The organism is Candidatus Cloacimonadota bacterium (assembly GCA_021734245.1).
Taxonomy (GTDB): Bacteria; Cloacimonadota; Cloacimonadia; order Cloacimonadales; family TCS61; genus B137-G9.
In genome coordinates, this window is sequence record JAIPJH010000091.1 from 1 (window position 1) to 13,103 (window position 13,103).

The 13,103-nt window shown below is 35.9% G+C and carries 9 protein-coding genes; 1 reads left to right on the plus strand and 8 read right to left on the minus strand.

The features are described 5' to 3' along the window. The first annotated feature begins 565 nt into the window (after nt 1-565). Nucleotides 566-2,959 carry an ABC transporter permease gene (locus tag K9N40_11385; GenBank protein MCF7815068.1) on the plus strand — a complete coding sequence of 798 codons (2,394 nt, stop codon included), beginning with the start codon at nt 566-568 and terminating at the stop codon, nt 2,957-2,959. A gap of 150 nt (nt 2,960-3,109) precedes the next feature. Here K9N40_11385 and K9N40_11390 read toward each other — a convergent pair whose 3' ends face one another. The 8 genes from K9N40_11390 to K9N40_11425 all read right to left on the minus strand — a co-directional run bounded on the left by K9N40_11390 (nt 3,110) and on the right by K9N40_11425 (nt 12,862). Further along, nucleotides 3,110-3,937 (minus strand): YaiO family outer membrane beta-barrel protein, encoded by an 828-nt coding sequence (locus K9N40_11390; GenBank protein MCF7815069.1) that lies wholly within the window; start codon nt 3,935-3,937, stop codon nt 3,110-3,112. Beyond that, nucleotides 3,931-5,112, minus strand: a complete 1,182-nt coding sequence (gene wecB / locus K9N40_11395) for a UDP-N-acetylglucosamine 2-epimerase (non-hydrolyzing) (GenBank protein ID MCF7815070.1) — start codon at nt 5,110-5,112, stop codon at nt 3,931-3,933. The genes K9N40_11390 and wecB overlap by 7 nt, the downstream gene beginning before the upstream one ends. Next, the gene (locus tag K9N40_11400) at nt 5,109-5,972 is read right to left on the minus strand and encodes a hypothetical protein (GenBank protein ID MCF7815071.1); all 864 of its coding nucleotides are present in this window, start codon (nt 5,970-5,972) and stop codon (nt 5,109-5,111) included. The genes wecB and K9N40_11400 overlap by 4 nt, the downstream gene beginning before the upstream one ends. Continuing rightward, a complete protein-coding gene (locus K9N40_11405) occupies nt 5,941-7,638 on the minus strand; it encodes a polysaccharide deacetylase family protein (protein ID MCF7815072.1) in 1,698 nt (565 codons plus the stop codon). The genes K9N40_11400 and K9N40_11405 overlap by 32 nt, the downstream gene beginning before the upstream one ends. 144 nt (nt 7,639-7,782) lie before the next feature. Further along, on the minus strand, nt 7,783-9,618 hold the full coding sequence (locus K9N40_11410) for a hypothetical protein (protein ID MCF7815073.1): 1,836 nt from the start codon (nt 9,616-9,618) through the stop codon (nt 7,783-7,785). 54 nt (nt 9,619-9,672) lie between these two features. After that, nucleotides 9,673-11,085, minus strand: coding sequence for a hypothetical protein (locus K9N40_11415; protein ID MCF7815074.1), 1,413 nt, complete (start codon nt 11,083-11,085; stop codon nt 9,673-9,675). After that, complete coding sequence (locus K9N40_11420; GenBank protein ID MCF7815075.1) at nt 11,055-12,314, minus strand: glycosyltransferase family 2 protein; 1,260 nt, start codon at nt 12,312-12,314, stop codon at nt 11,055-11,057. The genes K9N40_11415 and K9N40_11420 overlap by 31 nt, the downstream gene beginning before the upstream one ends. Beyond that, nucleotides 12,296-12,862 carry a hypothetical protein gene (locus K9N40_11425; GenBank protein MCF7815076.1) on the minus strand — a complete coding sequence of 189 codons (567 nt, stop codon included), beginning with the start codon at nt 12,860-12,862 and terminating at the stop codon, nt 12,296-12,298. The genes K9N40_11420 and K9N40_11425 overlap by 19 nt, the downstream gene beginning before the upstream one ends. Between the last annotated feature and the right edge of the window lie 241 nt (nt 12,863-13,103).

The window sequence follows — 13,103 nt, forward strand, 5'->3', positions numbered from 1 at the left end:
TCTCCCCTGTTTGAGGGGAGATGCCGAAGGCAGAGGGGTAAATAATGAAAATTCGATTTTCAGCTTGCTGAAATAAATTTAGCGAAATACACCTTGGCTCTGCCACGGTGATAGTCAAATTTAAGAATTTTCTTTATTCCAATTCTTCTAGCGTTTCTTATGTTCCTTCTTTCCGAGCGAAGTAAGAAGAGAAGGACAGCAGCCTGACCTGGCGTAGCCTTGTGCGAAGACTGGGATGAGTTAAGCGTACGCCAGCGGACACCGAAAGTTCTCCAGCGGACATTTTGCTTGCATTGTCAAAGTGCTTAATCCGTTAAAAAATAGCAACTTAGGCTTTGGAACACGGATTGCTTTCTATTTAATCGAAAGAATTCCTCAACGCTTGCGTCGGGGTTTTCCGAAATTTCTCCCCTGTTTGAGGGGAGATGCCGAAGGCAGAGGGGCAAATAATGAAAATTCGATTTTCAGCTTGCTGAAATAAATTTAGCGAAATACACCTTGGCTCTGCCACGGTGATAATCAAAGTTAAGAATTTTCTTTATTAATAAAGAAAAGGGAATGAAATATGTTAAAGAATTATTTAAAAATTGCGTTTAGAAATCTGGTCAAAAATAAGTCACTTTCTGCCATCAATATTCTTGGCTTGGCAGTTAGCATCGCAGTTTGTTTTCTGATCACGCTTTTCATTTTACATGAACTAAGTTACGATAAGTTTCATGATAATTATGAAAATCTTTATCGGACTATAATCAAAGGAGAAATAACCGGTAATCCTATTGAATATGCTGTATCTATGATTCCATTGTCTGGAGTTTTGACCAATGATTTTGAAGAAGTAGAAGCTGCAGTGGGAATCTTTCGCAGCGGCGATAAAAGATTGATAAGTTATGATGATAAAGCTTTTTATGAGACATCTTTTTATTCCGCTACAGAAGAATTCTTTAAAGTATTTGATTTTGAGTTATTAAGGGGAGATAAAGCTCAGGTTCTGTCAAATCCTAATTCGATTGTTTTAACTGAATCTCTGGCTAAAAAATATTTCGGTTTGGAGGACCCGATTGGAAAAACCATCGTTGAAAATGAAACCGTAGAATACACCGTAACAGGAGTCTGCCGGGATTTTCACACTAATTCTCATCTGAAAATGAATGCAATTACATCGGTAGAATATACAGAAGATATTGCCGAATATTGGGGTTCATTCAGTGCACATAATTATATCCGATTGAAAGAAGGAGTTGATCCTTTCGAGTTTGAAACAAAGATCAATAATCTGGCGATGGAAAAAATGGGAATTACCAAAGAACAAACCGGTATGGAATTTCTGCTTTTCCTGGAACCTGTAAAAGATATTCACTTGCTTTCAAATTATCAGTATAATCTGGGCAATGATGGAGATATTACTTATGTTTATGTTTTTTCCATAATTGCACTCTTCATTCTCATCATTGCCTATATCAATTTTATCAACCTTACCACTGCACATCACATGATTCGAGCAAAAGAAATTGGAGTTCGCAAGATAGTTGGAGCAAACCGCAAAAAACTAATAAGTCAATTCCTGATTGAATCTATTGTTATCACATTGATTTCAACTATTGTAGCATTTGGTTTGATCGAACTTTTACAGCCCATTTTTAACAAATTGATCGGAATTGAGCTGGGATTGAATTTCATTCTACACGGCAAGTATTTACTTTTTGGAATGGGATTTATGATCTTTATGGCTATTATTTCCGGCATGTATCCTGCGGTTTATCTTTCATCGTTGAATCCTATTTCGGTTGTTAAAGGAAATCTGACAGGTGGAAGTAAGAAATCCATTCTAAGAAATGTCCTGGTTGTGTTCCAATTTGTTATTTCAATTGCTCTCATCTGTAGTACGGGAGTTATCTATAAGCAGCTACAATTTTTCCAGCATAAAAAATTGGGATTCGATAAAGAACACGTGCTGATATTACCTCTACGCAGTGATGAAACTCGTAAACAGGCAGAAGTTCTGCGTGATAAACTGGCAGGAATGTCTGGTGTTGCAACTGCATGCATTTCATCAAATTATCCCGGTGCTGGAGCCAGTCAGGGGCATGGCTTCTTTCCTGAGGGAAAAAGTGAAGAACAACCATGGCTGATGAAAACCATGAATGCAGATGACAATTTTGTTAAAACGTTTAAATTGAACATTCTGCAGGGAAGAGATTTCGATGCAGCAAACAAAGCAGAAGATATGAATGTATTGATTAATGAGACTTTGGTGAAGGAAGTTGGCTGGGAAGATCCGGTTGGAAAGACTTTCCTTGATCCATTTATAAGAGATGGAGAAACAATGCTGCCGATTACGGTAGTTGGTGTATTGGAAGATTTTCATGTAAATGCTCTGAGAGATAAAATTGAACCAATGGTTATCTATTACAATCCTCCCAATCGCAATTATTTAAGTTTGCGATTAGAGGCAGGTAATGTTTTCAAAGTTATGGATATAGTAGAATCAGAATGGAAGGAAATGCATCCCGGCATGCCGTTTGATTATTTCTTCCTGGATGAGCACTTCGACAGGATTCATCGCACGGAACGAAATCTGGCTACTACCTTCATGTATTTCACTATCCTGGCAATTATGATAGCTTGTCTTGGTTTGTTCGGGCTGGCATCTTATGCTACAGATAGACGCATCAAGGAAATTGGGGTTAGAAAGGTTTTAGGTTCCACTGTTGGTCAGATTGTCTTGCTGTTATCCAAAGATTTCTCGAAACTGGTAATACTGGCGAATATTCTGGCCTGGCCGATTGCCTGGTATGCGATGAATAAATGGCTGCAGAATTTTGCTTATCCTGCCAAAATGGATATCTGGATATTCATTTTCTCAGGGGTCATTGCTTTCCTGATCGCTTTAATTACAGTAAGTTTCCGCACCGTAAAAGCAGCCAATTCTAATCCGGTGAAAGCACTTAAATATGAGTAAAACCTTGCGAAGGTTTTCGAACTTCTTGCTTGATCGAGCTTCGCAAGGTTAGGCATGAATGTTGAGAAAAGAGATTTGAGTGATAAACAAAAAACCTGCCAGTTTTTCACAACCTGGCAGGTTTGTTTTTTTTCTAATTTTATAATTAAATTACCACTGCCAGAACAAGCCAAACTGAAATAAATATTTCTCATAATAAGTATCCAGCTGCATAAAACCCAGCGAAGCAAACCAACCGAAATCATTCTTTATCCAGCGACGATGCTTTAAAGTGATCTCATTAGAATCGAGCTCTACTCTATAAAGATCATTCAAAAATGGATCATACAGGAGATATGCCTGAGAACCAAAATTGAAGATCAAATGTGTCCATTGCCAACCTTCCATTCCATAACCGACGCTGAACAACATTGTAGAAGATTCAATTTCTTCATCACTGTTTGCGTTGATACTGAGATTGTCATAAAACATTAGTTCAAAAACGAAACGTTTTATATGCAAAGCTAATCCATAGCGCCAGATAATGTCTTCATAAAAAGTATGATAATTTACATAAGCATAACCCAGAGTAGCGATCAGGTTTTTGTGTTTCAATAATTTCAGATTAAGATCCGCATCAAAGCGATATTCCGGAAGATAGTCACATTCTGTTCCAAAAGATGCAGAAAAATTGCTGTAAAGTCTGGAAGACCAGTCTTTGGTAACTCCACCAAAAAACAGAATACCCGAATGATCATAAGTGGGACCCACAATTAATCGGTTGTGGAACGTAGCTCCCAGGTGAAAATTAAAAGTGGAAGTTTCCTGACGAAAATAGGTTACATTAAAAGAATGCCAATCACCATAAGTATCGATCGGATCAAGATATTCATAAGTATAACTTGCTTCCAATCTATTTAGAAATACTTCTGAATGTAACGGTAATAGCAGACAGAAAATTACTGCAAAAATTAGATTTCTAGCTAAATTTCTCACCATTCAATTTTGGTCTTAAATACATGATTTGCATTATCAGGATAATTCTTCAGATAATTTTCCACTTCGGGGCTGGTTAAAAATTCCAATACTCTATCGGCAGTCTTACCATCTCCGAAAGGATTATCGATCTTCGTTAATGTCTTGTAAAAATCAATATCCTCATTCAATTTTGTGAATGTAGCCATTATTTTTTCAATATCAGTTCCCACCATAAATCCTAACCCGTATTCCACAACTTCTGGTCTTTCGGTGTCTTCTCGTAAAATGATCACAGGTTTATGCAGACTGACTACTTCTTCCTGAATTCCACCGGAATCTGTAAGAATAAGGTGTGCTTTATCAAGAAAGTATAGCATTGCTGGATATGATAAAGCTTCCACGAATTTCAGATTTTTTGGCCTGTCTTTAAGTTCATTGAATACGATTTCTCTCACGTTTGGATTTTTGTGCAGTACCCATATAAACAGAAGATTTTCATATTTTGCTGCTAATTGTTTTGCAGCACTACAGATTCTTTTTAAAGGTTGTCCGATGTTTTCTCTTCTATGTGATGTAATAACAACCAATTGGTTCGTTTCCAGCATTTCATCCAGATCATCATCGTGATTGTATTTATGAATTTCTGCCATTGCTGCTTCTTCATCAACTCGCTTTATAGCCATATTTGCAGCATCAACGATGGTGTTGCCCGAAACCACAATTCTATCCTCCGGAATACCTTCGTTAAGAAGATTTTGCTTGCTGGTTGTGGTTGGAACAAAATGAAAATCGGAAAGATTGGAAACTAATCTTCTGAACATTTCCTCAGGGAATGGGGAATATTTGCGGAAAGTTCTTAAGCCTGCTTCCAGGTGTAATACCGGTTTTCTCAGCAGGAATGCAGTAAAAGCGGCGGCATAAGTGGTAAATGTATCGCCCTGAACAATAATGATATCAGGATTGATCGCTCTGATGATTTGCCCAATTCTGCCGGAACGTCTTTCTTCGGTCATGTTCAGCATAGTTCTTTCATTGAAGTCGGGAGTGATTTTGAAAAATTTGATCACATCATCAGCCAATTCATCATGCTGTCTTGTGTGGAAGACTCTTACGTCCATTTTTTCGTTTAACTTAAAAATAACAGGAGCCAGTTTGATTATCTCAGGTCTGGTTCCAAAAATAACTAATGCCTTCATTCGCCCATCCTTTTTTCCGCCAGGCTTATCACCAATTGTTGTTCCAGCGGAACATTCTCTTTATCACTATAAAATTCACTAAAATTATTCCAGATAGTTTTTTTTATAAGTGGTTGGTCGTCAACTAATTTGTATAGAATTGGGAAAAGTTGCGCATAGGCATCGGGATAGAAAATATTCCAATCGGAAGTATGAACTGTCTTATCATCGACAGCCCAGTTGAAATTCTGATTTTGATGATTGTAGAAATAATTAAAAATTCCGTGTCTGAGAGAAATAGCAATATCATCATAGTAATTTTCCAGTTCCCAGCCCATCAGCTTCGATAGTTCAGTAAAAGCGATCAAACCTCCATATACTTCGCAATTATCCATCAGATATTTTGTGTCGGATTGCGGGATAGCACTTGTCAAACCGTCATCATCCTGAAGATGAGCAATCGTATAGGCGATGTCTTTGATCTGAGTTTTGAATCTGGCAATAAAACTCTGATCGCCGGTAAGTTTGACGTATTCGTTCAGCAAGATCAGGAAAGTAGCAGAGTAGGAATCTACCGAATCATAAGTTTCGGAGGATATTTCTTCTCCTTCCTGTGAAATATGAAAATCATAAATACTACCAGTAAGTCCATGTTTATCGGGATAGTTTAATTTTGTAAAGATCCATTCGATGTATTTTTTTATGTGCTTTCTGCTTTTGCGATTTTCCAGTCTGTCTATGGCAAATAGATTCAGAGTGTAGGGAATTACATAATTATTTTCTGCAACTTCACTGTACCAGCTGAATACTTTCAGAGCTGGATGCTGTGAACAAGTAACTAAAAGTAGACTAACGAAGATTACAAATAATATTTTTTTCATATACTTCTTCCGTTATGTTTACATAATAATAATCTTTCGATTCCTCGATATAAAATCCTCTTCCAGGCGGTTTTCGACACAAATATTTTGGAATTGCTACGCTGATACCTTCCAAACCTTGAGGATTTGACAATTCCACTACCATTAAATTATCTCGCAGAATAAAATTGTATTTGGTCTGCAGCATTTTGTGAATGAAATCTGTGAAATAAGACATTGGTTTAACGATTAATTTATCTTCTCCTTTCAAAATTTCCATCCGATCCAGGAAATCTTGGAATGATTCTATATATTGCGGATTATCTTCAAAATCGTAGAGATGAGAATAACACAGAAAAATGGTTCTATTGGTTACAACATAATCCAGAGAACCATCTAACCATTTTCGATATCTATCAACGCTCACATCAGCCCAACCCAATTCCTGCACGGAAACCATTCTGTGAAAGGGCATTACAGGAAAGGCAATGACTTTTTCCGAAACCATTTTGCCGTGAGAAAAAGTTCTGTTTGGTCGCGATCCCGAATCTCCCGGATAATAATAACAAGTAAATCCTAATTTTTCTAAAATTCTGGTCATAAGCGGTTGCGGATGAACTCCATTGGGAGCAGCATATTCCTTTATATCATAGTGGGTTATCATAGACAAAACCTGGCTATTCAATTTTACATAATATTCAATTTCTTCTGGTGATAAATCATTATCTACCAGCCTGTCTGCAAACCAGTTATGAGCCCAGCCGCCATGCGATCCAATGGCTCCATACTGCATCATTTTTCTTATCAGGTCAGGATGTCGAGATGCATCGAATCCCATTTCATCGCCTTCTTCATTCACGAAATCACCAGCTGTGATATGAAAAGAAGAGGGTAATGATTTTCGCAGAAAACCCAATTTCTCGAAGCGATTGATGTTTTTTATTTCTCTATAGTTATCAATATGCCAGTTGATGACAATTCCGCCTTTGTTGAGCGGAGTATTGCAGAGGTAGGGAATATGAGAAATGTCGAACAGAAAAACACGCAGAAAAGTTCTGATCAGAAGGTCATCCGAGCCATAAGCTTTTAAATATCCCAAGGGAATATTGGCAAAAAGAACATTTCCTTTTCCCTGCTTTTTGTGGAATGTGTTGGGCAATATCTTACCATCTTCATAAACTGAAGAGGCATAAACTTTTTTGTTATCAACGAAGTTTATATCTACTTTGGCAACAGGATAAGAAAGTTTCCCATATTGATAGCCTGTGAGTGTAAATTCTTCATCCATTTTTCCACAGGGAATTTCAAAAAGGTCAACAGCCTGCTGATCCTTGAATCTGATATTAGCCATCTGAAAAGCAAGAGAATTGTATTCATTATAAGTTATATAATTCAATCCCAGAAGGCGTGTGAAAACAGCTTTTTCCCGGTAGCTGCCGTTATCTTCTCTAGTACCGCAATTGTACACAATGAACACATTTCCACCAAGATCGATGAAATCTTCTACCCATACTGAAAACTCATAAGGAATTTGCTCTGTAAGATAATCTGGAAATAATAAAACGTTACTTTTCTTTAAAACTTTTTCTGGTGATTGTCTCCACAGATTTCCGTGTGTTTCCCATCTAAATGGAACTCCCTCTTCTTCTAAAACACTTTCATAAGCTTTCTTTATATTTTCTGCCATCAGATTAGTATTCCTTTGAGAAACCAGGATTATTTCAAAAATTTTTTGAGTCGAGGATTGATCAGCTAAAATGAAAGTATGTATTGAGAATAGAATGATACAGATGAAAATTAGAATTGATAATATTATTCTTAACATTCCAAACTATCTAAAAAGAACTGAGATAAGCTTATTTTCAACATTTTCGGTAAAACGGATATAGTAATAATCATCGTCTTCTGATAATTCCAGATCTACTCCAGCTGTTCTTTTATAATCTTCTTTTGGAAGACATAAAACAATATCTTTCAAGCCTTCCGGATTTTCTATGGAAATCAATAAATTATTCTCTTTCACATAATATTCAATCTTAGTTTTTAAAAGTCTGTTCCAGAATTCTGTGAAATAACTCATTGGTTTTACCAGAAGTTTACCCGAATTCTGTAATTGTACAGCATTATCCATAAATCGCTGAAAGGGAGCTACATATTGCGGATATTCTTTGAAATCATAAAAATGAGAGGAAATCAATGTGGTTAAATGATTTTCCACTAAATGTTCTAAAGTTTTGTTCAACCAGTTTTCATATTCCGTGGGAGATATTCTTTCAATACCAAATTCATGAACATTAGATAAACTTTGCATTGGCATAATGGGGAAAGCAAATATCTTATCAGAAAAACGCTTACCATTCAAAAAAGCTCTGTTTGGTTGAGAACCGGTATCTCCTACATAATAATGACTGTAAATATTCTCCTGATTTAGAAGTCTAGTCATGTAAGGTGTGTGCAAGCCACGAGGAGCAGAATATTCTCTGATAGGTTTATTGATTATGTTGGAAAGAACTTCGATATTCAATTTAATATGCCTATCAATATCTTCTGTAGTGAATTTATTGTTCAAAATCTTAATTGCAAACCAGTTGTGTGCCCATCCTCCTAAAGAACCGATTTCTCCATAATTAGACAGTTTTTTCACAAGTCCTTTGTGGTTATAAGCATCAAAACCGAGGTTGTCGCCTTCCTCTTCCAGCCAGGGGCCAGCACTAATATGACAGGAAAAAGGAAAATCCTGACGCAGGAAACCGCGCTTTTCGCTCCAGTTAATACTACTCCATTCTTTATTGTTATCCACCTGCCAGTTCATCACCAGTCCACCTTTGTTGGAAGGCATATTGCTAAGATGTGGAATTTTTACAACTTTGAAAAGATAAGTTCGCAATATCATTCTAAGAAGAAGTTCATCTGAGCCGTAAGCTTTTAAAAAACCTAAAGGCAAATTTGTGTATATTGCACTGCCTTTTTCAAATCTTTTAACAATAATATTGGGACTGCGAGATCCATCTTCGTGAACTGAATAAGCATAAATTTCATCGTTATCCAGGTTTGTAACTTCTATCCTGGCAACAGGAAAATCCAACGATCCGTAAGCATATCCAGTTACATTTAAATTCTCATCAAGTTTCCCGTAAGGAATTTGAAAATATTTGGCAGATTCTTCATCTTTGAATTGTAACTTGGCAATTCGATGAGAATCTTCTAAATGTTTGGTATATGTAATATAGTTTATTCCTAATAATGGAGAGAAAACAGCTTTTTCTCGATAACGATCATTCCTCATTTTGATGCCGCTATCGTAAGAAATAAAAACATTTCCCCCCAATTGTACATATTCACTAATCCATATTTCATATTCAATTGGGATTTTCTGTGAAATTTGGTCTGGGAAAATAATTACAGGATTATGGCTAACAATTTCCTGAGGTTGGTATAAGAAAATATCTTCTCTGTTTGCTATCCGAAAAGGAATTCCTTCCTCTTCCAATAAGCTTCTATAAGCAAATTCAATAGCAACACCTAAAGTGTCTAAAGGACTGTAGGTAGCTAATAGAACTTCGAATTTGGTTTCCATTTTGTTAGCTTCTTGATATTGATAATACCAAAATGCAATGATCAAAAAAACAAGTGCGACAATAAGAACGTATAAAACTTCTCTTCTCATATTATATTCCCGAGATAGCAATAAAAATTATTTCAAAAACAGCCTTAAAATACATTAAACAGTATGTCCTTCACCTTCTGTTAATAAATACCCATGAATTTTTACATTGCGTTTAAGTATGATACCGTGTTTTCCTATAACAGATTTATCTTTTCCTTTGGAGCCAATAACTGTGTTTTCACCAAGCTCTACTTCTCCCTGAGAAAAAATGCTGCCGAAGATCTTGCAGTTTTTACCAATTTTTATGTTCTTTTCTGAAATCACATTTCCAAGAACAATTATGTTGTCTTCCAATTCCAGATCTTTATAACATTTTATAGTTCCGTGAACTTTGTTTCCTTTTCTAAAAAGTGCTTTTGTTTTTATAATAATATCATTATCTATATCAGAATCTTTATCGATCGTGACCAAACCTTTTTCATTAACAACAATGCAGGAATCAGAAATTTGAATTAGCTCCTCATCTTCTGGTTCTATATCTGTTTCTTTTTGTTTTGATATTTCTTCTGAATCTTTGAAAGGAGAGTCTTCTTCAGGTTCATCTTCAGGGTTATCTGTTTCACCATCTTTTAAAAAGTACTTTTTTCTATTGAATTCGATGATATTTTCTTTTTTATATTTTGGCTTTTCCCTTTCTTCCTCAACTTCATCATTTTCCTCTGCCTGTTTCAGCTTCATTTGTACTACGTTTTCATCGTATCTTGTATAGATAGGGTGACCGTATAAACTTTTGAATTTACAATCGATATCTATCCATAATTCTTTTTCACAGGAACAGCGAACGCCAAGATCACAATCATGACCAACGAAAATATTCGCTTCGGAACCTGCCCAGCGAACTATAGTTGAATTAGGTGCCACTTTCAGATCTTTTTCACTGAGAATACTGCGGATTATTGTGTTTTCATTCAGCTGAGTTGTGCCTGTTACATAAACTTCTTTTGTAAATCGCATATTTTTTGTAATATCAGCATTGCCTTCCAGATATAGAAGATTATTACCAAAATTATAATCATTAACATTCTCAGCTTTACACACTTCTACAATTTCTTCATTTTTGGAAAGTGATACTCTGAAAGCTCGATCAGTTCCTACATTTTGTACATTGGAAAGTAATTTTTGACGGAAGGAACGGTCGAAAAACCGTGGATCTTTTGAATAACTCATATTTACGTAAAGAGGTTCGGCATCTTTTTTCTGAATCAATTCCTTGAGAGCGGGGATGAAGGGTAAGATTATCATAATAAAGAAAACAGGAATGATTAGAAGGAGTAGATATCTGTAGTCATCTTCATCATTATATCTGGAAAAGAATCTGTGCACAGGACCTTTATACAGAGTTTCATCCTGCATTTCATAAAGATTACTTGCTTCTTCTCTTTTCTGTGAATGCAGATTGATACTACTTAAAATCAGCAGTAAGATCAAAAAGCAGACTATTTTCTGAATCTTTGAGTTTTTTGCCATTCTGGAACTCTTTGAAAAATTGTATCGATAATTGCCAAAAATGCACCTTTCGATATAAACCACAGATAAAATGTAAAATTGAACATAAGTAGTGGAAGAAGACGAACCCGCATATGACCACCGTCTAACAAAATACCGGAACCGATCTGGAAGAACGGAGCTGCGTTTCCAAACGAACTATAAGCTGAAACTAACACGAAAATGAATACACTGCTAAAAAGGTTCATTTCTCCTAAGAAGAAAAGTGCAATAGAATCAAAAATACCTACAAGGAGTAGCAAAGGAATAAAATAGATAGTTAAAAGCAGCATTCCATCAAGTTTTTCTATAGGCCTTAAATATTTAGATTTCATCATTTTAAAGAACGATTTGAAGAAAACCTGGCAATGACCACGAGCCCAGCGAGAAACTTGTCGCGAACGAACTATCCAGGTTTCGGGAGCTTCTTCGTAACATTCTGCACGATTGGCATAAACAACTTTCCAACCTTGTTCATAAAGTTTGAATGTAAGCTCTGTATCTTCTGTAATAATTGCTGGATTGAAACCTCCCAATTCCATCGCAATTTTCCGTCGGAATCCGCCAACAGTTCCACCATATTGTGGTACCAGATTCAAATTGTATCTGGCTTGCTGGTCTATCTGATAACCTCCGGTCCTTTCCATGTCCAGAAGGCGTGTGAGCATATTGGAACCAACATTATTAGGAATTACTCGACCCATCACAGCTCCAACTTCCGGATCGAGAAAACAAATTGCGATATCTCGGATAATTCCTTTGGGTGGCAGATAATCAGCATCGAACACAATAATAACATCACCAGTTGCAAACTCCATAACTTCGTTCATAGAGGCTGGTTTTCCACGTGTTCCCGTATCGCGCACATAGGGGTGAATATTATCATAAGTTTCACTGTATTTTTCCAATATCGCAAGTGTGGCATCTTCAGAGTGATCTTCTATAGGAATTATTTCCAATTTATCTTTGGGATAAATGGTATTTGCGATATTTTCCATGGAATATTCAGCAACAAGTTCTTCATTATGCATTGGAACAATTACCGTAACTTTTGGTAAATCGGAATCCAGAATATCCTGATAATATAACTTTTGCTCTCCAACAGAGCGATTTATGGAAAATACTAAGTGACGAATAGTATAGATGAGCATAATTATTGCTACTGTAATCACATAAGCTTTAAGAATAATGACTAATACAGCCAGCCCCATTTAGTGTCGTCTCCTTTTAATTTTACAGCAATTTTGCTGACAAATACTGAGTAAAAACTAACAACATAAACAAAATCGAAGAATGGCCCGAACATGAAGAAAATGATAGCCATGAACAAATAACTGAATTCACGTAAAAAGTAAATAAAAGTAATGTAACGAAGCAATCCAAAAATGATGGAATAACCTACTGAAAGTAAGATAACTCCAAGTTTCTGGATGAAATTTGTAGGAAGTGGAATGAACCCTATTACGAGTATGTAAGGAATGATCAACCAGATACAAATCAGAGTTTTCATATAAAGGTCCAGATAAATAACCATGGAATATGGAAAATAATTTGCCCAGAAAATAAAGAAAACACTGGAAACAAAATGTATGAAAGATACCAACACAAGCCAGATTACCATTGGTTGAGTAAGAAATCTTACAAGCGGTGTAACTACGATTACCAGTAATGAGATCAAAGCAGAATAAACTGCAAAAGTTTGAGTTGGATAGCTGCCATAAATATCAAGTAAAAAGACATCTCCCAGAATAAACGGCATATTTATGATATCATATTGTGTATATTGATTTGAAAAAATCAGTTTTCCTACATAACTTATACCGTAAGTAAGAGAAGGGTAAATTATTAAAATAATGATATTTGGCTCTTTTTAGTTTTAAATGGGTAAATAGCATTTATTGATCAACCTGAAATCAAGTTTTCCGAGTAAAAGGAAGATAATAGTTTTAAAACAATCAAAAGTTTTAAATCCTCTTGCCTTTGCTTTAGCAGCCTGAACT